Origin of the sequence: Trabulsiella odontotermitis, assembly GCF_001297775.1 — a bacterium.
GTDB classification, from domain to species: Bacteria; Pseudomonadota; Gammaproteobacteria; order Enterobacterales; family Enterobacteriaceae; genus Trabulsiella; species Trabulsiella odontotermitis.
The window spans coordinates 388,400-413,915 of record NZ_LIFX01000003.1; the positions used below are offsets into that span (position 1 = coordinate 388,400).

Here is a 25,516-nt window from a genome sequence, read left to right on the forward strand (position 1 = left end):
GGGCAGTGCAAAATAAAGACGAGAATATGACTGACAACAGACGGGTGATATATCGTATATTTAATAACACTGAATTATGCAATTCGTCAGGGAAGAAATGGCAGGTGTAAAAACAGCGTTGGAGCGAAGGTATTATTAATTAATTTTAGTTAGGGAGAGGTGGCTATCCCTCAAAATAGAGATAGCCGGAAAATAAATGTGTGTTTTTTAGCGACCGGCATGTTTCATAATACGGGCTTTATCCACCTGCCATTCGCGTTCTTTGATATCCGAACGTTTATCGTGCTGTTTCTTACCTTTAGCGACACCGATTTTGACTTTGCACCAGGCGTTTTTCCAGTACAGTGACAGCGCCACGACGGTATAGCCTTCACGGTTAACGCGGCCGTAGAGCGTATCCAGCTCACGCTGATTCAGCAGCAACTTGCGGGTACGGGTTGGGTCACAGACGTAATGGCTGGAAGCCACCGCCAGCGGTGTAAAGTTAGCGCCAAACAGGTAAGCCTCACCGTCTTTAAGAAGCACGTAGCTGTCGCCAATGTTCGCTTTACCTGCGCGCAGAGATTTCACTTCCCAGCCCTGTAATGCGAGGCCTGCTTCGAATTCATCTTCGATAAAGTATTCGTGACGGGCGCGTTTATTCAGCGCAATGGTGGCTGATCCAGGTTTGTGGGTTTTTTTCTTGGTCATAATGTCCTGAAGTCATCGCTATTCTGATACAGATTTACCCCGATCTTTCCTGCGAGGTGTGATGCGCTATCTTAGCACGAGTTAAGGCTGAACGTGCTTTTAACACGGGATAAATGCTACAATTTGGCCGGTGTTTGATCATGGAAATTGCTATGCCTCAGATTAGCCGGACTGCACTGGTGCCTTACAGCGCGGAACAAATGTATCAGCTTGTGAATGATGTGAAATCCTATCCTGCGTTCTTACCGGGTTGTACCGGCAGTCGCGTGCTGGAATCTGGCCCGACGCAGATGACAGCGGCGGTGGACGTTTCGAAGGCTGGGATCAGCAAAACATTTACAACGCGTAATACGCTGACCAACAATCAAAGTATCCTGATGCATCTCGTCGATGGCCCGTTTAAGTCGTTGATGGGGGGCTGGAAGTTTACGCCGTTAAGTCAGGAAGCCTGCAAAATTGAGTTTCATCTCGATTTTGAGTTCACCAATAAGCTCATTGAGCTGGCGTTTGGCCGCATCTTCAAAGAGCTGGCCGCCAATATGGTGCAGGCATTCACGGTCCGTGCAAAAGAGGTTTACAGTGCCGGGTAAGATTACGGTGGAAGTCGCCTATGCGCTGCCGGAAAAGCAATATTTGCAGCGCGTGACGGTGGATGAAGGGGCGACAGTAGAGCAGGCGATCATCGCCAGCGGGCTCCTTGAACTGCGCACGGATATCGATCTCAGTAAAAACAAAACCGGTATTTTTAGCCGACCGGTTAAGCTGCATGACGAAGTGCACGACGGCGACCGTGTGGAAATTTACCGCCCGTTGATTGCTGATCCCAAAGAGTTACGCCGCCAGCGCGCAGAGAAATCCGCCGGGCAGTAATGCTTAACTCAGGTTTACCGAACATAAAAAAAGCGCTCAATGAGCGCTTTTTGCATTTCTGAATCTTACTGACTGGTCAGGGCAGGTTTGTTATCGATGTTTGTTAACACGCCTGCGCTGCTGAAGGTTAAGGTCAGCGTTTGCTGAGTCGGGTTTTCATGACCTGGCTGCTGGCGGAACACGTAGAACCAGGTATTTGAGCCAAACGGATCAGACATCATCGGTGTACCCAGAGCATAAGCAACCTGCTGTTGCGTCATACCGACACGAATTTTTGATACGTCGTTAGGTGCCAGATAGTTACCCTGGTTGATGTCAGGACGGTAAACCACTCGCTCCAGAGTGGAACAGCCTGCGGTCATCATCAGAAGAACGGCTGCGGCAGCAGTCAGCATTTTACAGCGCATAGTGATTTGATTCCTTTTCGGGCCCGAGCAGCGCGCGGCTCATATGTAATATGCCGATGATAATAGACCTTTAGTCAGTTTAAAACCTCTGCCGGCAGGTCTAACGGCGTTTTTATTGTGAACTCAGACTCTGAGAAGCAAAAAAAGTTTACGCTGCCAGCAACTCTTTCGCATTTGCCAGGGTGTTGCGGGTGACTTCGCTACCACCGAGCAGACGTGCCAGCTCCTGCAAACGCGCGCGTTTATCGAGCGGTAACATGTGTGTTTCCGTCATTTCGCCGTCGGTTTCTTTGCTGACGTAGAAATGATGATGACCGCAACCTGCCACCTGCGGCAGATGGGTCACACACATCACCTGAGTGGATTCACCCAACTGGCGCAGCAGTTTTCCGACCACGGCGGCGGTCGGGCCGCTGATGCCCACATCGACTTCATCGAAAATCAGCCCCGGGGTTTCCATTTTACGGGCGGTGATCACCTGAATCGCCAGTGCAATGCGCGACAGTTCGCCGCCGGAAGCTACTTTCGCAATCGGCTGTAACGGCTGCCCGGGGTTGGTGGTGACGCGGAATTCGATGCGATCGGCACCTTCTGCCGTGAGGTGTTTTTCATCAAACTCGACATCAATGGTGAACAGGCCGTGCGGCATTGACAGCGAGTGCATGCTCTCGGTGATCAGCTGCGCCAGTTCCTGCGCACTGTTATGCCGCAGTGTATGCAGCTGTTTGGCGGCTTCCAGCGCCTGCTGGTGATGCTGCGCGACGGCGTGGCTCAGGGTTTCCTGTGAATCGGCCTGATCGTCAAGCTGTTGTTGTTCATCCAGCAGCGACTGGTGGAACGCGGGCAGTTCTTCCGGGCTGATATTGTGTTTACGCGCCAGTGAGATCTGGCGGGAAAGGCGCTGCTCAAGTTCAAACAGACGGTTCGGGTCGAGATCCAGACGGTCGCAATAATGCCGCAGTTCGTCACTGGCTTCGCTGAGCTGAATGGACGCCTCTTCCAGCATATCGAGCAGACCGGAGAGTTTGCTGTCCATGCCGACCAGTTCACTGACCAGCTGTTTTGCCGCGTAGAGCTGACTGTTAAGGTTCACCTCTTCGCCATCGGCAAGGATCGCCAGCGCGTGCTGGCTGGTGGTCAGTAACTGGCCGCTATTCGCCAGACGTTTGTACTCTTCGTCGATCTGTTCGAACTCGCCCGGCTGTGGGTGAAATTCGTTGAGTTCTTTCAACTGGTATTGCAGCAGTTCCGCGCGGGCGAGGCGTTCCTGGCTTTGCTGCTGATGTTGCGCCAGATCGCGGCAGCTCTGATGCCATTGATGATAGCGGTCGCTCATGTGCTGAATCAGCGTGGCCTCACCGGCATAGCCGTCCAGCAGCGCTTTCTGATGTTCCGGCTTGACGAGCAACTGGTGTGCATGCTGGCCGTGAATTTGAATCAGCAACTGACCCAGCTCCCGCAATTGCGACAGGGGAACCGCGGTGCCGTTGATGAAGCCGCGTGAACGCCCGTCGGCGCTGATGACGCGGCGAAGTAAACACTCACGTCCGTCGTCGAGTTGATTCTCTTCGAGCCAGCGCAGGGCGGCAGGGGTGTCTTTTAAGGAGAAGCGCGCGCAGAGGTCGGCACGACTGGCGCCAGCGCGGACCATATCCGCTTCGGCGCGCCCACCCAGGCATAACCCCAGGGCATCAATAGCAATGGATTTACCTGCACCGGTCTCGCCGGTGATTGCCGTCATACCGCTTTGAAAATCGATTTCAAGCTCACGCACGATGGCGAAATTACTGATGGTCAGTTGTGCCAGCATTGTTGTTTTCCTGTATGAAAAACCATAACTGTGTTTTCATACAGTATAAACAGGTTTTTTATACAGTAAAGCCCCTTGTTCAAAATCAGAACAATTTTTTTGACCAGCCCAGTTTGGTGCTTAATGTGTTGAAATAGCTGTAATCTTTAGGGTGGATCAGGTTGAGATGATAGTCGCAACGGCGGATCAGCACGTCTTCACCTTCCTGAATCGGCAGGGCTATCTGGCTGTCGCAACTGATTTCAAGGTCGCTGCGGCGGTGGGAAAAGCGCAGACGAATCGTGCTGTTGCTGTTAATAACCAGCGGTCGCGCCGACAAGGTATGCGGGAACATCGGCACCAGCGTAATGGCATCAAGTTGCGGCGTCAGGATCGGGCCGCCCGCTGAAAGCGAGTAGGCAGTTGAGCCGGTGGGCGTCGAGATAATCAGACCGTCGGAGCGTTGCGAAAACGCAAAGGTCTCATCGATATACACCTCGAACTCAATCATGTGCGCCACTTTACCGGGGTGGAGCACCACTTCATTGATGGCGGTACTGATGCGTTTCTGGCAGTCCTGCTGACACACCTGCGCTTCCAGCAAAAAACGTTTTTCGCTGATGTAATGGCCTTCAAGCACATCGGCGAGTTGCTGATGGGCGTTGTCCGGGTCGAGATCGGTCAGAAAACCGAGATTGCCGCGGTTGATGCCAATTACTTTGATATCGTAACGTGCGAGCGTACGAGCCGCGCCCAGCATATTGCCATCGCCACCGACCACCACCGCCAGATCGGCCTGCTGGCCGATCTCCGCCAGCGTACCGGTGCGGACATCTTTCAGTTGCAGTTCACGTGCGATCTGTTGCTCAATGATGACGTCATACCCTTTAGTACTGAGCCAGCGGTACAGCATTTCATGTGTCGTCAACGCGGTAGGGTGACGCGGATGTCCTACAATCCCAATACACTTGAAATGATTGTTCATTTTCTCGAGTCCTTGTACCAAATGTATGATGACAATATGCCCGCTTCCCTTGAATCCCGGAAACTGATCCCCATAATAAGCGATGTTAGCGAGACGAATACGAAAAAACGCGGAGAAATTCATGAGTAGTAAAGAACAGAAAACGCCTGACGGGCAAGCCCCGGAAGAAATTATCAAGGAACAGCATGATGAGGTTGAGGCCGTAGAGCCTGATGCATCGGCTGAGCAGGTGGATCCGCGCGATGAACAAATTGCGAATCTGGAAGCTCAGCTTGCTGAAGCACAGAATCGTGAACGTGACGCGCTGCTGCGTGCCAAAGCAGAGATGGAAAACCTGCGTCGTCGTACCGAACTGGACGTTGAGAAGGCGCATAAGTTTGCGCTGGAAAAATTCGTCAACGAGCTGCTGCCGGTCATCGACAGCCTCGATCGCGCGCTGGAAGTGGCCGACAGGGCTAATCCAGAGATGTCCGCGATGGTGGAAGGTATTGAACTGACGCTGAAATCGATGCTGGATGTGGTACGCAAATTTGGCATTGACGTCATCGCGGAAACGAACGTACCGCTGGATCCCAACGTGCATCAGGCGATTGCGATGGTGGAATCTGACGACGTTACCCCGGGCAACGTGCTTGGCGTGATGCAGAAAGGTTACACCCTTAACGGTCGTACGATCCGCGCCGCGATGGTGACCGTCGCGAAGGCGAAAGCGTAATTCGCTGCCATAGGGCCGGGTGGCGGTTTCGCCTTACCCGGCCTGTTACATTTATTCAGCCACGCTCTCCCGAATCGATTTCACCGGCACTACTTTCACCTGCTTAATCATGTTGTCCTGTACGTCGAGAATATCGATATCGTACTGATGAATGCGCACGCGGGTGCCGACCGCCGGGATCTCTTCCAGCGCTTCCAGAATCATGCCGTTGATGGTGCGGGCTTCGTCTTCCGGCATACGCCAGTTGAACGCCTTGTTGAGTTCGCGCACGTTGGCGCTGCCGTCGATAATCACCGAGCCGTCATTCTGCGGCGTGACTTCTTCCGCCAGCGACGGCGACATGGAAGTGGTGAAATCACCGACGATCTCTTCCAGAATGTCTTCCACAGTGACCAGTCCCTGAATATCGCCATATTCATCAACGACCAGCCCCACTTTCTTTTTATTCCGCTGAAATTTCACCAGTTGTGTGCTGAGCGGCGTGCCTTCCGGCACATAGTAGATTTCATCTGCCGCGCGGAGCATCACCTCTTTGGTGAACTCCTTTTTCTCGGTCATCAGCCGGTAGGCTTCCCGCACGCGCAGCATGCTGATGGCGTCGTCCAGCGAATCGCGGTAGAGCACAATGCGCCCGTGCGGGGAGTGGGTGAGCTGGCGGACGATGGATTTCCAGTCATCGTTAATGTCGATGCCGACAATCTCATTACGCGGCACCATGATGTCGTTGACGCTGACTTTTTCCAGATCCAGTACCGACAGCAGCATGTCCTGATTACGGCGGGAGATTTGCGAGCGTGATTCGTTAACAATGGTGCGCAGTTCGTCTTTACTGAGCGCGCCGCTAATCACCGTATCGGCTTTGATCCCCATCAGGCGCATCAGCATGCGGGTGATGGTGTTCAGCAGCCAGACCAGCGGCATCATTAATACCTGCAATGGCGCTAACAGAAAACTGCTCGGGAAGGCGACCTTTTCCGGGTACAGCGCGGCGATGGTTTTTGGCAACACTTCGGCGAATACCAGCACCACAAAGGTCAATACCCCGGTGGCGATCGCCACACCCGCATCGCCATACAGGCGCATCCCGACGATGGTGCCGAGCGCCGAGGCCAGAATGTTCACCAGGTTATTGCCAATCAGAACCAGGCTGATGAGACGATCGGGTTTGCGCAGCAACTTTTCGACGCGCCTGGCCGGGCGGTTGCCTTGCTTGGCCAGATGACGCAGCCGGTAGCGGTTCAGCGTCATCATGCCGGTTTCAGAACCGGAGAAATAGGCGGAAATGACCACCATGATGATCAGTGTGATGATCAGCGCAGTGGTTGAGATATGTTCCAAGACGGAATTCCTTTATCGCTTAACCCGCGAATTGTTGGATAAGACGGCTGCCAAAATAGGCCAGCGTCAGCAATCCGGCACCCGCTACGTTAAACCAGACGACGCGACGACCGCGCCAGCCTTCATGATAGTGGCCCCACAACAATACGATATAGACAAACCATGCGATGATGGAAAGGACCGCCTTATCGAGATTTTCGATGCTGAAGAGATTCTGCATATAAAACAGGCCAGTGCAGAGCGTGAGCGTCAGCAGCACGACGCCGACCTGGGTGATGTGAAACATTTTTCGCTCAATGCTCATCAGCGGTGGCATTTCGCTGCTGAATGCCAGCTTTTTGTTTTTCAGCTGATAGTCGATCCAGGCGAGCTGCAGGGCATACAACGCGGCAATGATGAGCGTCGCATAGGCGAACAGCGACAGGCCGATGTGGATCATCATGCCCGGCGTGGCTTCAAGATGGGTGATGAACTCATTGGGCATGAACGTGGCTAACGCCAGGTTGATCAAGGCAAAGGCGTAGACAATCGGCAGCAGCAGCCAGCCGCGATTGCGCGAGGCGACGATGGTCATCACGATGCAGATCAGCAGGCTGACCAGCGACCCGACATTCAGAATGCTCAGATTCTGTCCGCTTTCGCCACCGGGGAATATGCGCGCCTGCAAGGCAAAGGCGTGGCTGATGAGCGCGATAACGGCGGAAATAATTGCCATGCGACGCCAGCCGCTGTTTTTTTGCAGCAAACCGGGAATGATCAACGCGAGGCTGACAGAGTAAGCGACCAGAGCTAACAAGGCAAAAACAGGCATATAGGTGTCAACGGTTTGCTGGATAAGAAAGAGAATCAGTATACCGTCAGGAGACGTCCGCTCCAACCGTTGCATCACATCTCAGGATGTGTCGTGTTATACTGCGGCAAATTTCTGGCTTTATGTCGCATCAGCGACTGAACGTTTCCACCTCAGGCGAGAGACAATGTTTGATAATTTAACCGATCGTTTGTCGCGTACGCTGCGTAATATCAGCGGTCGCGGACGCCTTACTGAAGACAATATCAAAGAGACCCTGCGCGAAGTGCGCATGGCGCTGCTGGAAGCTGACGTTGCGCTGCCGGTCGTGCGTGACTTTATCAATCGCGTGAAAGAAAAAGCGGTGGGTCACGAGGTCAACAAAAGCCTGACGCCAGGACAGGAGTTCGTCAAAATCGTTCGTGACGAACTGGTTGCGGCGATGGGTGAGGAAAACCAGAGCCTGAACCTCGCGGCACAGCCACCGGCAGTCGTGCTGATGGCGGGTCTGCAGGGGGCCGGTAAAACGACCAGCGTCGCGAAACTGGGTAAATTCCTTCACGAGAAGCATAAAAAGAAAGTGCTGGTGGTTTCTGCGGACGTTTATCGCCCGGCGGCGATCAAGCAGCTGGAAACCCTGGCGCAGCAGGTCAGCGTGGATTTCTTCCCCTCGGACGTGGGGCAAAAACCGGTTGATATCGTTAACGCGGCGCTGAAAGAGGCGAAGCTGAAATTCTACGACGTGCTGCTGGTGGATACCGCCGGTCGCCTGCACGTCGATGAAGCGATGATGGATGAAATCAAGCAGGTTCATGCATCGATCAACCCGGTAGAAACGCTGTTCGTGGTTGATGCCATGACCGGCCAGGATGCCGCAAACACAGCGAAAGCGTTCAACGAAGCGCTGCCGCTGACCGGTGTCGTGTTGACCAAAGTCGACGGCGACGCCCGTGGCGGTGCGGCGCTGTCTATCCGTCACATCACCGGTAAGCCGATCAAATTCCTTGGCGTTGGCGAGAAAAACGAAGCGCTGGAGCCGTTCCACCCGGATCGTATCGCCTCCCGTATTCTTGGCATGGGCGACGTACTGTCGCTGATCGAAGATATCGAGAGCAAAGTCGACCGCGCGCAGGCGGAGAAGCTGGCGAGCAAGCTGAAAAAAGGCGACGGCTTTGATCTGACCGATTTCCTTGAGCAACTGCGTCAGATGAAAAACATGGGCGGCATGGCGAGCCTGATGGGCAAACTGCCCGGCATGGGGCAGATCCCGGACAACGTAAAAGCGCAGATGGACGACAAAGTGCTGGTACGGATGGAGGCGATTATTAACTCCATGACGATGAAAGAGCGCGCCAAACCCGAAATCATCAAAGGTTCCCGTAAGCGCCGCATCGCTGCCGGTTGCGGTATGCAGGTGCAGGACGTTAACCGCCTGCTGAAACAGTTCGACGACATGCAGCGCATGATGAAGAAAATGAAGAAGGGCGGAATGGCGAAGATGATGCGGAATATGAAAGGGATGATGCCTCCCGGCTTCCCTGGACGTTAACTGGCCTGCACCGCCGACGGCCCTTGAGATCACGGTTTATTAACTGCTGATTGCAATTTTCCCAAAAATCAGTAAAATTTTCGGGCTTTTAATATGACACCGGGCTCCGTTCCTCGATGGGGCCCGGTTGTTTTATTCACACAAGAGGATGTTATGGTAACTATTCGTTTAGCACGTCACGGCGCTAAAAAGCGTCCGTTCTACCAGGTTGTTGTCACCGACAGCCGTAATGCACGCAACGGTCGCTTCATTGAGCGCGTTGGTTTCTTCAACCCGATCGCCTCTGGCGCGGAAGAAGGAACTCGTCTGAATCTGGATCGTATCGCTCACTGGGTTGGCCAGGGCGCTACTGTTTCCGATCGCGTTGCAGCGCTTATCAAAGCAGCAAACAAAGCAGCTTAATCTGTCACGGTGGTCATGATGAGCAAGCAACACACCGCACAAGCACCCGTCGAACCGATCGTATTGGGGAAAATGGGGTCTTCATACGGTATTCGTGGTTGGCTCAGAGTGTTTTCCTCCACCGAAGACGCCGAAAGCATTTTTGACTATCAGCCCTGGTTTATCCAGAAGGCGGGTCAGTGGCAAGAAGTCGAGCTGGAAAGCTGGCGTCACCACAATCAGGATATCGTCATTAAGCTGAAAGGCATTGACGATCGCGATGCCGCGAATCTGCTGACCAATTGTGAAATTGTCGTAGATTCCTCGCAGTTGCCACCGCTGGAAGAGGGTGACTACTACTGGAAAGACCTGATGGGCTGCCAGGTAGTGACCACCGAAGGCTACGACCTCGGTAAAGTCATCGATATGATGGAAACCGGGTCGAATGACGTTCTCGTCATTAAGGCAAACCTGAAAGATGCGTTTGGTATCAAGGAGCGGTTGGTTCCGTTCCTCGATGGGCAGGTTATCAAGAAAGTCGATCTCACTACTCAAACGATTGAAGTAGATTGGGATCCTGGTTTTTAAACCTCCGGATTACCGGTAAAAGACGGCGCTATGTGGATTGGCATAATCAGCCTGTTTCCTGAAATGTTCCGCGCGATTACCGACTACGGGGTAACTGGCCGGGCAGTAAAAAATGGCCTGCTGAGCATCCAGAACTGGAGTCCTCGTGACTTCACGCACGACCGGCACCGTACCGTGGACGATCGTCCTTACGGCGGCGGACCGGGGATGTTAATGATGGTGCAACCCTTACGGGATGCCATTCATGCAGCAAAAGCCGCGGCAGGTGAAGGCGCAAAGGTGATCTATCTGTCACCTCAGGGGCGCAAGCTTGATCAAGCAGGCGTCAGCGAACTGGCCACGAATCAAAAGCTGATTCTGGTGTGTGGTCGCTACGAAGGGATAGATGAGCGCGTAATCCAGACCGAGATTGACGAAGAATGGTCTATCGGCGATTACGTTCTCAGTGGTGGTGAGTTACCAGCAATGACGCTGATTGACTCGGTTTCCCGGTTCATTCCGGGGGTACTGGGGCATGAAGCTTCAGCAACGGAAGATTCCTTTGCTGATGGATTACTGGACTGTCCACACTATACTCGTCCTGAAGTGTTAGAAGGCATGGAAGTCCCGGCAGTGTTACTGTCAGGCAACCACGCTGAGATTCGTCGCTGGCGTTTGAAACAGTCGCTGGGCCGTACCTGGCTTAGAAGACCTGAACTTCTGGAAAACCTGGCTCTGACTGAAGAGCAAGCAAAGTTGCTGGCGGAGTTCAAAACGGAACACGCGCAACAGCAACATAAACATGATGGGTTGGCATAACGCCCCCGAATATCAGTTTACCCAGGATAAGAGATTAAATTATGAGCAACATTATTAAGCAAATTGAACAAGAGCAGATGAAGCAGGACGTACCTTCCTTCCGTCCGGGTGATACCGTGGAAGTGAAAGTATGGGTTGTTGAAGGTTCCAAAAAACGTCTGCAGGCATTCGAGGGCGTGGTTATCGCTATTCGTAACCGCGGTCTGCACTCTGCATTCACTGTTCGTAAGATTTCCAACGGCGAAGGTGTTGAGCGTGTCTTCCAGACTCACTCACCGGTAGTTGACAGCATTGCTGTTAAACGTCGTGGTGCCGTTCGTAAAGCTAAACTGTACTACCTGCGTGAGCGTACTGGTAAAGCGGCTCGTATCAAAGAGCGCCTTAACTAAGATTCGCTCAGGCGACATCCTGTTTAAAAAGGGCTGGCCGAAAGGCTGGCCCTTTTTTTGTCTCTGCGTTTTATGGTTCGCTGATGACAATGGCGACGCGGCGGTTTTCGGCGCGGCCCTGTGCGGTTTTGTTGCTGCTGACCGGGAACTGTTTGCCGAGCCCTCGGGTGGTCAGATTGCTGCGCGGAATGTGTGCGCCTTCGGCCCACGCATCGGCCACAATGTTGGCGCGTTTGAGAGAAAGCGCTTCGTTGTAACTGTCTTCGCCGTAATTATCAGTGTGACCGTCCATGCGCGCATGCGTAATGCCGGTGGCGGCGAGATGTGACGCCATACCTGCAATTTGCTGTTTGCTGCCATCGTTTAGCGTGTAGTCGTTTTTACCGAACAGAATTTTATCGGAAAGCCCGAGTGACCAGTCGCCGTTGAGATCGTTAAAGCCATACGATTTCATGGCGGCGACCTGTTCAGGCGAAAATTTTCCTTGCGGCGCCTGACAGCCTGTCAGAAACAGCGTTGCCAGCAAAGCCGGTGCGACATAACGACCGAGCATATTTCTTTCCTTATTGCTTATGATGAAGTCTTAGCACGTTGATTTTTCATTAAATACATATTCTGGTCCGCCAGTTCCTGCAGGCTTTCAACCGAGGTATGCTCCCACGTCAGCGCATAACCGACGCTCAGTGAGAACGGGGTGTAAAGCCCGTTGTGGAGGTTGAACGGCGGAACGAAATGTTGTGACAGCGCAGTACAAAGGCGCTGCACTTCATTTTCGCTGTGAACGCCATACAGGATCATGGCGAACTCATCGCCGCCAAGCCGGTAGGCGATATGACGTTTGCCGCCAAAATCACTCAGCCGTTTCGCCACTTCCATCAGTACGCAATCACCGGCGGCGTGTCCCCAGGTATCATTAATAAACTTGAAATTATCGCCGTCGAGAAACAGCAATGCAGAACTGGTTCTGGCGCGTTTGTCGTTCATCAGCGCGGCGATAGAACTGCGAAATGACGCGCGGTTTGCCAGCCCGGTGAGGGGATCATGCAATGCGGTGCGCAGCAACTGGGCATTTTTGGCCTGCAGTTTCAACTGCCACTCCTCCATTTCATCAAGCAGGCTGTTGAAGTCCTGGGCAAAATGATGGAATTCTTCTATCGGTTCTTCCGGGACGCGGCGGGAAAAATTACGGTTGGTACGCACGTCATGAACGACATCAGTGATATTTTGCAGCGCCGTCACCACATCCGCATGCAGGTAGCGAGTGACCAATAGCGCCACCACAGCGGCCAGCAGAATACAGGCGGTGAGTACCGCCAGCGACATCCAGATAAAATGGCTGATCAGGCTGGCGCGTGCGGTTAAGTGAATAACGCCGACCATCTGATCGTTATGCCAGACTGGCTGCGATACCGGCACGGGAAACAGCCAGCGGTTAACCAGGTTGTTCAGTGCGTCCTGTTTTTCGCCGGGAATGTATGACCAGTAAGCGAAGCGCTGGAGGTTGCGATCCATCACTTCGGCCACGGCGAATTGCCCCTGTTTGCCGAGCGTCCGGAGCGTTTCTGTGGCGGCAGCGCTGTCACCAAACACCAGTGACGCCTCAAGGCTGTGACTCATGGTGGCGCCGGTCAGTTCGAGGTTGTTTTGCGCATACTGTTTCAGCGTCAGAACCGACGCGATGCTTAACAGCAGCCAGACCAGCATCATCGTAATAACGACGCTAATCACGCTGATTTTCCGTAGGGTGTGTTTAAACGTCGGGCGTTGAAGAGGGGTTATATCCTTATTCATGCTCTTTAGTCCGTGCAAGCATTAATACCTCAGGATTCACTCTGACGCCGCTGCGGGTCAGTACGTCAAGATTTACAGAAAATTTCACCGTCGCTGAACGAAATATCAGGCAAAAGGCGCTGCCCGCAGCACATTCAGGGTTTTGTTCGGCAATTGTCAGTACAGGGTGGGGCTGAAGTTTTCCCGTCAGGGCTATTTGTTGTGAAGGCGATTCACTGCCGAAATAAAGCGCGTTACAGCGGGCAGAGAGCGCTTCCTGATCGTTTTTCACCACGACAGGCTGGTAGGGTAGCGGCGTTGAGGCGCCATCACTTAAGGCCTGCGTAAAGCGGGAAGAGGAAAAAATACACAAGCGTGGCGCTTCGCTGAGATTCGGCCAGCGTGTATAACTGACAATGCCAGAGACGATAGCGCGTACTGCGTTGTCGGCGGCAGGGGTTGTTGCTGCGAAGAGCGGTTTACCTGCAAAAATAAGCGCCAGTACCCATAAGAGCCGGTAAGAGAATTTCCAACGTGGGTTGCTCACCAAAAACCGCCGTGCAGCCTGAAATAAAACATGAGTCAATGTATCTTTAAGATTATCACTATTAACTAAGGCAGTCATTACGCACTGAAATTGATTATCTGGCCTTTAGGTGAATCTTAATCAGAATAGCGAAACGTTTTGCATCATTACTGGTTGATCCTGCTGTACGATTATTTAATCACCTTATCGAGTGCGCATAAATGGTGTAAATAAATAATTACATTGATTATGGCGAGAAAATGGCTTAAAAATGGTTGTTGTAAAGTAATGTTTACGTATTGTGGCTTGTATTCTTTACTGTCTGTGATATCGTGATGTCTCCTCAGGTGAGGAAACCACTATCGCAAACGAGCTATACAGGATCGCCATCATGCAAAAAGACGCGCTGAACAACGTACATATCTCCGACGAACAGATACTGATCACCCCTGAACAACTGAAAGTCGAATTTCCGCTGAGTGCAGAACAGGAAGCCCAGGTGGAGCATTCCCGCCAGACGATTTCCGACATCATCGCTGGTCGCGATCCGCGCCTGCTGGTGGTGTGTGGACCCTGCTCGATTCACGATCCGGAAACCGCGATTGAATATGCTCGTCGATTTAAAGCACTTGCCGCAGAGGTCAGCGATAGCCTCTATCTGGTGATGCGCGTCTATTTTGAAAAACCCCGTACCACCGTTGGCTGGAAGGGGCTGATTAACGATCCGCACATGGATGGCTCGTTTGATGTTGAATCTGGTCTGAAAATTGCGCGTCGTCTGCTGCTCGAACTGGTGAACATGGGGCTGCCGCTGGCGACCGAAGCGCTGGATCCGAACAGCCCGCAATACCTGGGCGATCTTTTTAGCTGGTCGGCGATTGGCGCACGTACCACCGAATCGCAGACTCACCGCGAAATGGCCTCCGGCCTTTCTATGCCTGTCGGCTTTAAAAACGGCACGGACGGTAGCCTCGCCACGGCGATCAACGCCATGCGCGCCGCTGCAATGCCGCACCGCTTTGTCGGTATCAACCAGGCCGGGCAGGTTTGCCTGTTGCAAACGCAGGGGAATCCGGACGGGCATGTAATTTTACGCGGCGGCAAAGCGCCGAACTACAGCCCGTCAGATGTTACGCAGTGTGAAAAAGAGATGGAACAGGCCGGGCTCAAACCCGCGCTGATGGTCGATTGCAGCCACGGTAACTCGAATAAAGATTTTCGTCGTCAGCCTGCTGTGGCAGAGTCCGTTGTGGCGCAGATCAAAGACGGAAACCGTTCTATCATTGGTCTGATGATTGAAAGCAATATTCATGAAGGTAATCAGTCGTCCGAACAGCCGCGCAGTGAGATGAAATACGGTGTGTCGGTGACAGACGCCTGCATTAGCTGGGAAACAACGGACGCGCTGCTGCGTGAAATTGATAAAGATCTGCGTGGCCAGTTGAAGGCGCGTCTGGGGTAAGAGGAACGTTATGGTTGCTGAACTGACCGCGCTGCGCGATCAAATTGATGAAGTCGATAAGGCGCTGCTGGGGCTGCTGGCGCGCCGTCTTGAGCTGGTCGCAGAAGTCGGCGAGGTAAAAAACAAATACGGCCTGCCGATTTATGTGCCGGAACGTGAAGCCTCAATGCTGGCGTCGCGCCGCGCAGAGGCGGAATCGCTCGGCGTTCCCCCGGATCTTATCGAAGATGTTCTGCGTCGGGTGATGCGGGAATCTTACTCCAGTGAGAACGACAAAGGTTTTAAAACGCTGCGCCCGGATATGCGTCCGGTGGTGATTGTGGGCGGCGGCGGGCAGATGGGGCGTCTGTTTGAGAAGATGCTGACGCTGTCCGGCTACCAGGTCAGAATTCTGGAAAAAGAGGACTGGGCGCGGGCGGAGGAGATCGTTTCTGACGCCGGAATGGTGATCGTCAGTGTCCCTATTCACGTGACAGAGCAAATTATCGCGAAGTTACCGGCGCTGCCTGCCGACTGCATTCTGGTCGATCTGGCATCGGTGAAAGCCGGGCCGTTAGAGGCGATGCTCACCGCCCATAATGGGCCTGTTCTCGGGCTGCACCCGATGTTCGGGCCGGACAGCGGAAGCCTGGCGAAGCAGGTGGTGGTGTACTGCGATGGTCGCCAGCCGGAAGCGTATCAGTGGTTCCTGGAGCAGATTCAGGTGTGGGGGGCGAGGCTGCACCGCATCAGCGCCGTCGAGCACGATCAGAATATGGCCTTTATTCAGGCGCTGCGCCACTTTGCTACCTTTGCTTACGGCCTGCATCTGGCGGAAGAAAACGTGCAGCTTGAACAGCTGCTGGCGCTCTCATCACCCATCTATCGCCTTGAGCTGGCGATGGTCGGGCGTCTGTTTGCCCAGGATCCGCAGCTTTACGCCGATATCATTATGTCGTCGCAGAGCAATCTGCGGTTAATCAAACGCTACTATCAACGCTTCGGCGAAGCCATTGGGTTGCTGGAGCAGGGCGATAAGCAGGCGTTTATCGACAGCTTCCGCAAGGTCGAGCACTGGTTCGGTGATTACGCGATCCGCTTTCAGAACGAAAGCCGGGGATTGTTGCGTCAGGCGAACGACAGCCGTCAGTAACTTTGCGAAAAAAAGAAAAGCCAGTGGGGAAACCCGCTGGCTTTTTTTCGTCCCGCTTTACTCCGGCGAGACAGGCACCACGTTTTCGCTGGGGTAGCAGCCAAGCACTTTCATCGAACGGGTAATGTTACCCAACTCTTTCAGCGCTTTTTGCATTGCTTCTGACTCGAGATTGGCCTGAATATCGAGGTAAAACATCTCTTCCCACGGATTGCCATAAATCGGGCGCGATTCCAGTTTGGTCATGATCAGATTGTGGTTACGCAGCACCAGCAGCGCTTCTACCAGCGCGCCCGCCTGTTGACCGGTGGCGATAAGCAGGGTGGATTTCGCCGGGACCTGGCTGGAGACGTCGATCGCTTTCCGCGCCAGTACCACAAAGCGGGTGATGTTCTGCGTCTGGTTGGCCAGATTCCGTTCTAACACCTGCAGGCCATACAGCGCGCCACCGGCTTCGCTGCCGAGCGCGGCGACGTGCGGCGAATTCTCCTGCGCCACTTTCTCCATGGCGGCGGACGTGCTTTCGGTATATTCAATTTTCCAGTGCGGATAACGGTTCAGAAACTGGCTGCACTGCTGGAACGGTTGTGGATGGCTGTAGACCGTTTCGATGCTGTCGAGGTCGGTCGAGCCGGACACCAGTACGCAGTGATCGATAGGGATCGTCATTTCGCCAACAATCGACAGGCTGGTGTGCTGTAACAGGTCATAGACATCGTTGATCGCCCCGGAACTGGTGTTTTCGATCGGCACTACCGCGTAATCAGCCTGACCGGTTTCAACCTGATTAAAAATATCGGCAAACTTTGAGCAACCGCTTTCGATAAATTGCTCGAAATGACGGGCCGCGTACTGGCGCGCAGCAAGGTGGGAATAAGAGCCTTTTGGCCCCAGAAAGGCGATACGCGCCGAATGCGGGTTAATTTTGTTGAGATGCTGCTGGAGCAGGGCTTGCTGAGTCAGGACGGAATCTTCAATGATGAGCTGGAAAAGGCGGGTGATATAGTGCGCATCCAGATGATGGTCTTTCCCCAGCGCGATCAACCGCTCCAGCAAATCGCGCTCGCGATCGATATCACGTACAGGACGATGAGACGCGAGTTTCGCTTTACCAACCTCCACCGCCAGTCCACGGCGTTCAGCCAGCAAAGCCAGTAACTTTTCATCCAGTGCGCTGATTTTGTCGCGCAAAGCCAGTAACGGGTTTTCCGATGTCATAGAGTCGCCTTAGTCATTAGCAATAAAAAAGGCCCCCCGGGTTGGGAGGCCTTATTGTTCGTCTTCGCATTCTTTCTTATACGACGAAACGCCTCCCGGTCTGGGGGAAGGTAAAAAAGAATGCGAAGAAAAACGGTACACGCTGCATAGAAAATTCCTTATGTCTGCTCAGATAACAGTACCCGGACTGTTTTCATGCTGTCAACAAAAAACGCGCCCGGAGGCGCGTTGGCGATACACTCAATTGTGAAGGTTTCACTCTTGTTCAACGAAGTTAACGTCTTTCACCGATGCATTGGCGCGACGCGCTTCTCCTTTGTGTTGCACTTTATTGAGCTGCCGTTCCAGCTTGTTGATCAAATCGTTAATAGCGGTATACATATCTTCGTGCTTAGCGCTGGCAACCAGGTGCCCGTTTGGCGTGTTAATCGTCGCATCAGCAATAAAGCCCTGAGGCTCTTTCGAAAGAATGATATGCGGGTTAATCAGGTGGGTTTGCCACTTATCCAGTTTAGCGAGACGGTCGGCGACATGTTGGCGGATTGCCGGGGTGATTTCCATTTGTTTGCTGGTAATGTTCATTGTCATAAATTTACCTCTTGTCTTTCCCGTCTAAGTGATTTCAGCATACCGTTCCTGATGTCAAAATGTGTGATTCAGATCACGTTATTTTGTCACTTTTTGTCAACGAAATCTTTTTGTGAGGCAGGACAGGAACAAGTGATTTTCTCCTTGAAGAGGTGAAGAAAGGGAGCCATAGTTGATGAGTTGCGTCGGCGAGATTTTCCTTAAGGGGCGACAAAAAACGAATAAAAAAACGGCAGCCATCGGGCTGCCGTTTTACGTATCAGAAACGGGGATCAGGTATTACTGCTGTTGGCGGCAATAATTTTCGCGACCTTATCCGCCTGCGCGTTCATCTGCATTTCGCGATAAGCATTTTCCATCTTCGGCAGCGCGTCACGCGTCGCCTGGGCATCCGGATAGTTACGCAGCATGCCTTCTACGCGGTTGACGACAGCCACCCATGCGCCACGGTCAGTGTAGTAATCCACGACAGACAGTTCATACTTCGCCAGACGATCTTTCAGGAACACCATCCGTTTGTAAGCATCTGAGGAGTACTGGCTGTTCGGGTAGCCACGAACCAGTTTGGAAAAGTCATTGAAGGCGTCACGCGCATGTTGCGGATCGCGGTCAGAGCGATCAACACCAAAGAAACCCTGCAATGCGCTGTCATCCAGTGCCATGTTGGTCAGGCCACGCATGTAGATGACATAATCGATATTCGGATGCGTCGGGTTCAGGCGCATAAAGCGATCGATCGCTGCCTGAGCCAGCGGCAGATCGGCATTTTTATAATATGCGTAGATCAGATCCAGCTGCACCTGCTGAGAGTAAGGACCAAACGGATAACGGTTGTCCAACGCTTCCAGTTGCGTTATTGCCTGTTTCCAGTTACCGTCCTGCAGTTTTTGCTGAGCAGTAGCATAGATTTCATTCGGCGGGTTATCGGGCACCTCTTCCTTTGAACCAGAGCAACCCACCAAAGCCAGGCTCAAGGTGGCTGCTGCCACCAGATATTTCATGCGCGTCATGACGTTTTGACATTCCTCAAAATGTGTATACGGGAGATTCTCTGTTCCTGCTCCCGATTAAGACCAGCTACAATAGCACACTATATTAAACGGCGAAGCCGTAAAACCCAACGTTAAACGAAGAAGCTGTATATGGCACAACGAGTACAACTCACCGCAACGGTGTCCGAAAATCAACTCGGTCAACGCTTAGATCAAGCTTTGGCCGAATTGTTCCCTGATTATTCGCGTTCGCGCATAAAAGAATGGATCCTCGACCAGCGCGTGCTGGTCAACGGCAACGTCGTCGACAAGCCAAAAGAGAAAGTCCTGGGCGGCGAAAGCATCGCTGTCGATGTTGAAATCGAAGAAGAAGTTCGCTTTGAGCCTCAGGATATCCCCCTCACTATCGTCTATGAAGATGATGATATCATCGTCATCAACAAGCCGCGTGATTTAGTCGTGCATCCTGGCGCGGGTAATCCGGATGGCACCGTACTGAACGCTTTACTGCATTATTATCCGCCCATCGCAGATGTGCCGCGCGCCGGCATTGTCCATCGTCTCGACAAAGACACGACAGGCCTGATGGTGGTGGCGAAAACCATTCCGGCGCAGACCCGACTGGTCGAGTCGCTGCAGCTGCGTGAGATCACCCGAGAGTACGAAGCGGTGGCGATTGGTCATATGACCTCGGGCGGTACGGTGGAAGAACCAATCAGCCGTCATCCCACCAAACGTACCCATATGTCGGTTCACCCGATGGGTAAACCGGCGGTGACGCATTATCGCATCATGGAACACTTCCGTGTGCACACGCGTTTGCGTTTGCGTCTGGAAACCGGGCGTACACACCAAATCCGCGTGCATATGGCGCACATTACGCATCCGCTGGTGGGTGATCAGCTGTACGGTGGCCGCCCGCGTCCGCCGAAGCATTCCTCCGACGAGTTCATTTCCGCACTGCGTAAATTCGACCGACAGGCGCTGCACGCGACTATGCTGCGTCTCTATCACCCGATCACCGGCATCGAAATGGAGTGGCACGCGCCAATCCCACAGGACATGGTGGATCTCATCGACGCGATGCGCGCTGATTTCGAAGCCCACAAAGATGAAGTTGACTGGTTATGACGACGATAATCGTTCCACAGTGGCCCGTTCCGCAAGGCGTTGCAGCCTGTAGTTCCACACGTGTCGGCGGCGTCAGCCTGCCGCCGTATGATTCACTGAATCTGGGGGCCCACTGTGGCGATGATCTTGCGCATGTCGAAGAAAACCGCGCGCGGATGTTTGCGGCGGGTGGTCTGCCGTCGAAACCTGTCTGGCTTGAGCAGGTGCATGGTAAAGATGTACTGACTTTAACCGGTGGAACTTACGACTCGAAACGTGCGGACGCCGCTTACAGCAATATTCCGGGGCAGGTGTGCGCGGTGATGACCGCGGACTGTTTGCCGGTGCTGTTTTGCAACCGCGCAGGCACCGAAGTGGCGGCGGCGCATGCGGGATGGCGTGGTCTGTGCGAAGGCGTGCTGGAGGAGACGGTCGCCTGTTTTTCCGACCAGCCGGAGAACATTATGGCCTGGCTCGGCCCTGCCATCGGCCCGGACGCGTTTGAAGTCGGGCCTGAAGTGCGCGAAGCATTTATGGCGAAAGACGCTAATGCTGACAAGGCTTTCCGCCCGGCGGGTGAAAAATATTATGCCGATATTTATCAGCTTGCGCGCCAGCGTCTGGCGAATGTCGGGGTTGAACAGGTTTACGGTGGAGACCGTTGTACCTTCAGCCAAAAGGATGATTTTTTCTCTTATCGCCGCGACAAGATCACCGGTCGTATGGCAAGTTTCATTTGGCTGATATAACCTATAGAATCAAGACGATCCAGAATGCTGATTTATTTTTCGCATAGTTCAGGTCTTTAACCTTGAATAATTGAGGGATGACCTCATTTAATCTCCAGTAGCAAATTTGACCTGTTATGGGAGGAGTTATGCGTCTGGATCGTCTTACCAACAAATTCCAGCTTGCTCTCGCCGATGCCCAGTCCCTTGCACTGGGGCACGACAACCAGTTCATCGAACCTCTTCATTTAATGAGCGCCTTACTGAATCAGGAAGGGGGATCGATTCGTCCATTATTAACCACTGCTGGCGTCAACGCTGGCCAGTTGCGCACCGCCATTGAACAGGCGCTGAGCCGTTTACCGCAGGTGGAAGGCACCGGCGGCGACGTGCAGCCGTCGCAGGAGCTGGTTCGTGTACTGAACCTGTGCGACAAGCTGGCGCAAAAACGTGGGGACAACTTTATTTCGTCAGAACTCTTCGTTCTGGCAGCGCTTGAATCGCGCGGTACGCTGACCGATCTGCTGAAAACTGCCGGAGCAACAACCGCCAATGTGAATCAGGCGATTGAACAAATGCGCGGAGGTGAAAGCGTGAACGATCAGGGTGCCGAAGACCAGCGTCAGGCATTGAAGAAATTTACCGTCGATCTGACCGAGCGTGCCGAGCAGGGCAAACTCGATCCGGTGATTGGCCGTGATGAAGAGATTCGCCGTACTATCCAGGTACTGCAGCGCCGTACTAAAAATAACCCGGTGCTGATCGGTGAGCCTGGCGTCGGTAAAACCGCCATCGTCGAAGGGCTGGCGCAACGTATCGTCAACGGTGAAGTGCCGGAAGGGCTGAAAGGCCGTCGCGTGCTGGCGCTGGATATGGGCGCGCTGGTGGCCGGGGCGAAATATCGTGGTGAGTTCGAAGAGCGTCTGAAAGGCGTGCTGAACGATCTCGCCAAACAGGAAGGCAACGTCATCCTGTTTATCGATGAGCTGCACACCATGGTGGGTGCCGGTAAAGCCGATGGCGCGATGGATGCCGGGAACATGCTGAAACCTGCGCTGGCGCGCGGTGAACTGCACTGCGTCGGGGCTACCACACTTGATGAGTATCGCCAGTACATCGAAAAAGATGCGGCGCTGGAACGTCGTTTCCAGAAAGTGTTTGTTGCTGAGCCGACGGTGGAAGACACCATCGCGATCCTGCGTGGTCTGAAAGAGCGTTATGAACTGCACCACCATGTGCAGATCACTGACCCGGCAATTGTGGCTGCCGCGACGCTCTCGCATCGTTACATTTCTGACCGTCAGTTGCCGGATAAAGCCATCGACCTGATCGATGAAGCCGCCTCCAGCATTCGTATTCAGATTGACTCCAAACCGGAAGAACTGGACAGGCTCGACAGACGTATCATCCAGCTGAAGCTGGAACAGCAGGCGCTGAAGAAAGAGTCTGACGAAGCCAGCCGTAAGCGTCTGGATATGCTCAACGAAGAACTGGACGACAAAGAGCGTCAGTATTCTGAGCTGGAAGAAGAGTGGAAAGCGGAGAAAGCCTCGCTGTCCGGCACCCAGACGATCAAAGCCGAGCTGGAGCAGGCGAAAATCGCCATTGAGCAGGCGCGCCGTGTGGGTGATCTGGCGCGTATGTCTGAGCTGCAGTACGGCAAAATTCCGGAGCTGGAAAAACAACTGGAAGCGGCCACGCAGTCAGAGGGCAAAACCATGCGCTTGCTGCGTAACAAGGTCACCGATGCGGAAATCGCCGAGGTGCTGGCTCGCTGGACCGGGATCCCGGTCTCCCGGATGATGGAAAGTGAGCGCGATAAACTGCTGCGTATGGAGCAGGATCTGCATCAGCGCGTTATCGGCCAGGATGAAGCGGTTGAAGCGGTGTCGAACGCGATTCGCCGTAGCCGCGCCGGGTTGTCTGACCCCAATCGCCCGATTGGTTCGTTCCTGTTCCTCGGGCCTACCGGGGTCGGTAAAACGGAGCTGTGCAAATCGCTGGCTAACTTTATGTTCGACAGCGACGATGCGATGGTGCGTATTGATATGTCCGAGTTTATGGAGAAACACTCCGTGTCTCGTCTGGTCGGTGCGCCTCCGGGATACGTCGGCTATGAAGAGGGCGGTTATCTCACTGAAGCCGTGCGCCGTCGCCCTTACTCCGTCATCTTGTTAGACGAAGTGGAAAAAGCGCACCCGGATGTTTTCAACATTCTGTTGCAGGTACTGGACGATGGACGCCTGACGGACGGGCAGGGGCGAACGGTCGATTTCCGTAATACGGTCGTCATTATGACCTCTAACCTCGGTTCCGATTTGATTCAGGAACGCTTTGGCGAACTGGATTACAGCCACATGAAAGAACTGGTGTTGGGTGTGGTCAGCCACAGCTTCCGCCCGGAATTCATCAACCGTATCGATGAAGTGGTGGTGTTCCATCCGCTGGGTGAAAAACACATCGCCTCCATTGCGCAGATCCAGTTGCAGCGTCTGTACAAACGTCTGGAAGAGCGTGGTTATGAAGTCCGCATCTCTGACGAGGCGCTGAAACTGCTCAGCGAAAACGGCTACGATCCGGTGTATGGCGCGCGTCCGTTGAAACGGGCAATTCAGCAGCAGATCGAAAACCCGCTGGCGCAGCAGATCCTCTCCGGGGAACTGGTGCCCGGCAAAACGGTACGGCTGGAAGTGAAAGACGACCATATCGTTGCTGTGCAATAAATCTAAAACGGGCCGAAAGGCCCGTTTTGGTGTTAAAACAGGCAAATTACCGCGTCTGACGGCGTAATTGCCTGGAAATTGAGCGAACAAAAAGTTTTTTTGAATTTCCTCTTGTCACCTCAGAATTACTCCCTATAATGCGCCTCCACTGACACGGCACAACGGCAAACACACCGGCCTGTCAGGTGAAGTTAACCGAAATAACATGTTGACTTCATAGCGGGAAAGCGTATTATGCACACCCCGCGCCGCTGACAAAAAGCGAAGCGGCACTGCTCTTTAACAATTTATCAGACAATCTGTGTGGGCACTCGGAGTGACATGGATTCTTGAACGTCTTCGGACGAAAAATGAATACCAAGTCTCAAAGAGTGAACACGTAATTCATTACGAAGTTTAATTCTTAGAGCATCAAACTTGAATTGAAGAGTTTGATCATGGCTCAGATTGAACGCTGGCGGCAGGCCTAACACATGCAAGTCGAGCGGCAGCGGGGGAAAGCTTGCTTTCCCGCCGGCGAGCGGCGGACGGGTGAGTAATGTCTGGGAAACTGCCTGATGGAGGGGGATAACTACTGGAAACGGTAGCTAATACCGCATAACGTCTTCGGACCAAAGTGGGGGACCTTCGGGCCTCATGCCATCAGATGTGCCCAGATGGGATTAGCTAGTAGGTGGGGTAACGGCTCACCTAGGCGACGATCCCTAGCTGGTCTGAGAGGATGACCAGCCACACTGGAACTGAGACACGGTCCAGACTCCTACGGGAGGCAGCAGTGGGGAATATTGCACAATGGGCGCAAGCCTGATGCAGCCATGCCGCGTGTATGAAGAAGGCCTTCGGGTTGTAAAGTACTTTCAGCGGGGAGGAAGGTGTTGTGGTTAATAACCGCAGCAATTGACGTTACCCGCAGAAGAAGCACCGGCTAACTCCGTGCCAGCAGCCGCGGTAATACGGAGGGTGCAAGCGTTAATCGGAATTACTGGGCGTAAAGCGCACGCAGGCGGTCTGTCAAGTCGGATGTGAAATCCCCGGGCTCAACCCGGGAACTGCATCCGAAACTGGCAGGCTTGAGTCTTGTAGAGGGGGGTAGAATTCCAGGTGTAGCGGTGAAATGCGTAGAGATCTGGAGGAATACCGGTGGCGAAGGCGGCCCCCTGGACAAAGACTGACGCTCAGGTGCGAAAGCGTGGGGAGCAAACAGGATTAGATACCCTGGTAGTCCACGCCGTAAACGATGTCGACTTGGAGGTTGTGCCCTTGAGGCGTGGCTTCCGGAGCTAACGCGTTAAGTCGACCGCCTGGGGAGTACGGCCGCAAGGTTAAAACTCAAATGAATTGACGGGGGCCCGCACAAGCGGTGGAGCATGTGGTTTAATTCGATGCAACGCGAAGAACCTTACCTGGTCTTGACATCCACGGAAGTTTTCAGAGATGAGAATGTGCCTTCGGGAACCGTGAGACAGGTGCTGCATGGCTGTCGTCAGCTCGTGTTGTGAAATGTTGGGTTAAGTCCCGCAACGAGCGCAACCCTTATCCTTTGTTGCCAGCGGTCCGGCCGGGAACTCAAAGGAGACTGCCAGTGATAAACTGGAGGAAGGTGGGGATGACGTCAAGTCATCATGGCCCTTACGACCAGGGCTACACACGTGCTACAATGGCATATACAAAGAGAAGCGACCTCGCGAGAGCAAGCGGACCTCATAAAGTATGTCGTAGTCCGGACTGGAGTCTGCAACTCGACTCCACGAAGTCGGAATCGCTAGTAATCGTGGATCAGAATGCCACGGTGAATACGTTCCCGGGCCTTGTACACACCGCCCGTCACACCATGGGAGTGGGTTGCAAAAGAAGTAGGTAGCTTAACCTTCGGGAGGGCGCTTACCACTTTGTGATTCATGACTGGGGTGAAGTCGTAACAAGGTAACCGTAGGGGAACCTGCGGTTGGATCACCTCCTTACCTGAAAGAACCTGCCT

General features: G+C 53.5%; 26 protein-coding genes, 1 rRNA gene and 1 other annotated feature. Of the genes, 14 read left to right on the forward strand and 13 right to left on the reverse strand.

Annotated elements, in window-relative coordinates:
* Positions 1-207: 207 nt before the first annotated feature.
* On the reverse strand, positions 208-690 hold the full coding sequence (gene smpB / locus AOY23_RS05415) for an SsrA-binding protein SmpB (protein WP_054177790.1): 483 nt from the start codon (positions 688-690) through the stop codon (positions 208-210).
* A gap of 152 nt (positions 691-842) precedes the next feature.
* On the opposite strand from smpB, the gene AOY23_RS05420 reads away from it, so the two are divergent.
* Together AOY23_RS05420 and AOY23_RS05425 are read left to right on the forward strand one after the other, a co-directional pair.
* Entirely contained in the window at positions 843-1,280 is a 438-nt protein-coding gene (locus AOY23_RS05420; protein ID WP_200906033.1) for a type II toxin-antitoxin system RatA family toxin, read from the forward strand.
* The gene (locus tag AOY23_RS05425) at positions 1,270-1,560 is read left to right on the forward strand and encodes an RnfH family protein (protein WP_054177791.1); all 291 of its coding nucleotides are present in this window, start codon (positions 1,270-1,272) and stop codon (positions 1,558-1,560) included. Before AOY23_RS05420 ends, AOY23_RS05425 begins: the two co-directional genes overlap by 11 nt.
* Before the next feature lie 65 nt (positions 1,561-1,625).
* On the opposite strand, the gene bamE is transcribed toward AOY23_RS05425, so the two are convergent.
* From bamE to nadK, 3 genes are all read right to left on the reverse strand, one after another.
* A complete protein-coding gene (gene bamE / locus AOY23_RS05430) occupies positions 1,626-1,967 on the reverse strand; it encodes an outer membrane protein assembly factor BamE (protein ID WP_054177792.1) in 342 nt (113 codons plus the stop codon).
* 148 nt (positions 1,968-2,115) lie between these two features.
* Positions 2,116-3,777 carry a DNA repair protein RecN gene (recN, locus tag AOY23_RS05435; protein WP_054177793.1) on the reverse strand — a complete coding sequence of 554 codons (1,662 nt, stop codon included), beginning with the start codon at positions 3,775-3,777 and terminating at the stop codon, positions 2,116-2,118.
* A gap of 85 nt (positions 3,778-3,862) precedes the next feature.
* Complete coding sequence (gene nadK, locus AOY23_RS05440) at positions 3,863-4,741, reverse strand: NAD(+) kinase (RefSeq protein WP_054177826.1); 879 nt, start codon at positions 4,739-4,741, stop codon at positions 3,863-3,865.
* 121 nt (positions 4,742-4,862) lie between these two features.
* Here nadK and grpE point away from each other — a divergent pair, with 121 nt between their 5' ends.
* On the forward strand, positions 4,863-5,456 hold the full coding sequence (gene grpE, locus AOY23_RS05445) for a nucleotide exchange factor GrpE (RefSeq protein ID WP_054177794.1): 594 nt from the start codon (positions 4,863-4,865) through the stop codon (positions 5,454-5,456).
* Positions 5,457-5,507: 51 nt separating this feature from the next.
* On the opposite strand, the gene AOY23_RS05450 is transcribed toward grpE, so the two are convergent.
* Positions 5,508-6,794 (reverse strand): HlyC/CorC family transporter, encoded by a 1,287-nt coding sequence (locus AOY23_RS05450; protein ID WP_054177795.1) that lies wholly within the window; start codon positions 6,792-6,794, stop codon positions 5,508-5,510.
* A gap of 19 nt (positions 6,795-6,813) precedes the next feature.
* On the reverse strand, positions 6,814-7,605 hold the full coding sequence (locus AOY23_RS05455) for a cytochrome C assembly family protein (RefSeq protein ID WP_054177827.1): 792 nt from the start codon (positions 7,603-7,605) through the stop codon (positions 6,814-6,816).
* A gap of 166 nt (positions 7,606-7,771) precedes the next feature.
* Between AOY23_RS05455 and ffh the strand changes: the two genes are divergently transcribed.
* From ffh to rplS, 5 genes are all read left to right on the forward strand, one after another.
* Positions 7,772-9,133 (forward strand): signal recognition particle protein, encoded by a 1,362-nt coding sequence (ffh, locus tag AOY23_RS05460; protein WP_049847284.1) that lies wholly within the window; start codon positions 7,772-7,774, stop codon positions 9,131-9,133.
* A 153-nt stretch (positions 9,134-9,286) separates the two neighbouring features.
* Positions 9,287-9,535 (forward strand): 30S ribosomal protein S16, encoded by a 249-nt coding sequence (gene rpsP / locus AOY23_RS05465; RefSeq protein ID WP_054177796.1) that lies wholly within the window; start codon positions 9,287-9,289, stop codon positions 9,533-9,535.
* 18 nt (positions 9,536-9,553) lie between these two features.
* Complete coding sequence (gene rimM, locus AOY23_RS05470) at positions 9,554-10,102, forward strand: ribosome maturation factor RimM (protein WP_054177797.1); 549 nt, start codon at positions 9,554-9,556, stop codon at positions 10,100-10,102.
* A gap of 30 nt (positions 10,103-10,132) precedes the next feature.
* Entirely contained in the window at positions 10,133-10,900 is a 768-nt protein-coding gene (gene trmD, locus AOY23_RS05475; protein WP_054177798.1) for a tRNA (guanosine(37)-N1)-methyltransferase TrmD, read from the forward strand.
* Positions 10,901-10,941: 41 nt separating this feature from the next.
* Positions 10,942-11,289, forward strand: coding sequence for a 50S ribosomal protein L19 (gene rplS / locus AOY23_RS05480; RefSeq protein ID WP_002437770.1), 348 nt, complete (start codon positions 10,942-10,944; stop codon positions 11,287-11,289).
* A gap of 70 nt (positions 11,290-11,359) precedes the next feature.
* On the opposite strand, the gene AOY23_RS05485 is transcribed toward rplS, so the two are convergent.
* Genes AOY23_RS05485 through yfiR form a run of 3 tightly spaced genes read right to left on the reverse strand, consistent with a single transcriptional unit; the run spans position 11,360 to position 13,684 of the window.
* On the reverse strand, positions 11,360-11,842 hold the full coding sequence (locus AOY23_RS05485) for an OmpA family protein (RefSeq protein WP_054177799.1): 483 nt from the start codon (positions 11,840-11,842) through the stop codon (positions 11,360-11,362).
* 17 nt (positions 11,843-11,859) lie between these two features.
* The gene (gene dgcN, locus AOY23_RS05490; RefSeq protein ID WP_054177800.1) at positions 11,860-13,080 is read right to left on the reverse strand and encodes a diguanylate cyclase DgcN/YfiN; all 1,221 of its coding nucleotides are present in this window, start codon (positions 13,078-13,080) and stop codon (positions 11,860-11,862) included.
* Positions 13,073-13,684, reverse strand: a complete 612-nt coding sequence (gene yfiR / locus AOY23_RS05495) for a regulatory sequestration protein YfiR (protein ID WP_081005643.1) — start codon at positions 13,682-13,684, stop codon at positions 13,073-13,075. Before yfiR ends, dgcN begins: the two co-directional genes overlap by 8 nt.
* A gap of 292 nt (positions 13,685-13,976) precedes the next feature.
* Between yfiR and aroF the strand changes: the two genes are divergently transcribed.
* Positions 13,977-15,047 (forward strand): 3-deoxy-7-phosphoheptulonate synthase AroF, encoded by a 1,071-nt coding sequence (gene aroF, locus AOY23_RS05500; protein WP_054177802.1) that lies wholly within the window; start codon positions 13,977-13,979, stop codon positions 15,045-15,047.
* A 10-nt stretch (positions 15,048-15,057) separates the two neighbouring features.
* The gene (tyrA, locus tag AOY23_RS05505) at positions 15,058-16,179 is read left to right on the forward strand and encodes a bifunctional chorismate mutase/prephenate dehydrogenase (RefSeq protein WP_054177803.1); all 1,122 of its coding nucleotides are present in this window, start codon (positions 15,058-15,060) and stop codon (positions 16,177-16,179) included.
* A 57-nt stretch (positions 16,180-16,236) separates the two neighbouring features.
* Here tyrA and pheA read toward each other — a convergent pair whose 3' ends face one another.
* From pheA to bamD, 4 genes are all read right to left on the reverse strand, one after another.
* Positions 16,237-17,397, reverse strand: coding sequence for a bifunctional chorismate mutase/prephenate dehydratase (pheA, locus tag AOY23_RS05510; protein ID WP_054177804.1), 1,161 nt, complete (start codon positions 17,395-17,397; stop codon positions 16,237-16,239).
* Between the two features lie 22 nt (positions 17,398-17,419).
* Positions 17,420-17,546, reverse strand: a sequence feature (Phe leader region).
* On the reverse strand, positions 17,474-17,545 hold the full coding sequence (gene pheL / locus AOY23_RS22860) for a pheA operon leader peptide PheL (protein ID WP_200906037.1): 72 nt from the start codon (positions 17,543-17,545) through the stop codon (positions 17,474-17,476). It overlaps the preceding feature by 72 nt.
* A gap of 106 nt (positions 17,547-17,652) precedes the next feature.
* Positions 17,653-17,985, reverse strand: a complete 333-nt coding sequence (raiA, locus tag AOY23_RS05515) for a ribosome-associated translation inhibitor RaiA (RefSeq protein WP_038157291.1) — start codon at positions 17,983-17,985, stop codon at positions 17,653-17,655.
* A gap of 272 nt (positions 17,986-18,257) precedes the next feature.
* A complete protein-coding gene (gene bamD, locus AOY23_RS05520) occupies positions 18,258-18,995 on the reverse strand; it encodes an outer membrane protein assembly factor BamD (protein ID WP_054177805.1) in 738 nt (245 codons plus the stop codon).
* 132 nt (positions 18,996-19,127) lie between these two features.
* Between bamD and rluD the strand changes: the two genes are divergently transcribed.
* From rluD to AOY23_RS05540, 4 genes are all read left to right on the forward strand, one after another.
* Positions 19,128-20,108: a 23S rRNA pseudouridine(1911/1915/1917) synthase RluD gene (gene rluD / locus AOY23_RS05525; protein WP_054177806.1), complete on the forward strand. Its 981-nt coding sequence runs from the start codon at positions 19,128-19,130 to the stop codon at positions 20,106-20,108.
* Complete coding sequence (gene yfiH / locus AOY23_RS05530; RefSeq protein WP_054177807.1) at positions 20,105-20,836, forward strand: purine nucleoside phosphorylase YfiH; 732 nt, start codon at positions 20,105-20,107, stop codon at positions 20,834-20,836. The genes rluD and yfiH overlap by 4 nt, the downstream gene beginning before the upstream one ends.
* A 128-nt stretch (positions 20,837-20,964) precedes the next feature.
* The gene (clpB, locus tag AOY23_RS05535) at positions 20,965-23,538 is read left to right on the forward strand and encodes an ATP-dependent chaperone ClpB (protein WP_054177808.1); all 2,574 of its coding nucleotides are present in this window, start codon (positions 20,965-20,967) and stop codon (positions 23,536-23,538) included.
* Positions 23,539-23,957: 419 nt separating this feature from the next.
* Positions 23,958-25,499: ribosomal RNA gene (locus AOY23_RS05540) — 16S ribosomal RNA — on the forward strand.
* Positions 25,500-25,516 lie beyond the last annotated feature (17 nt).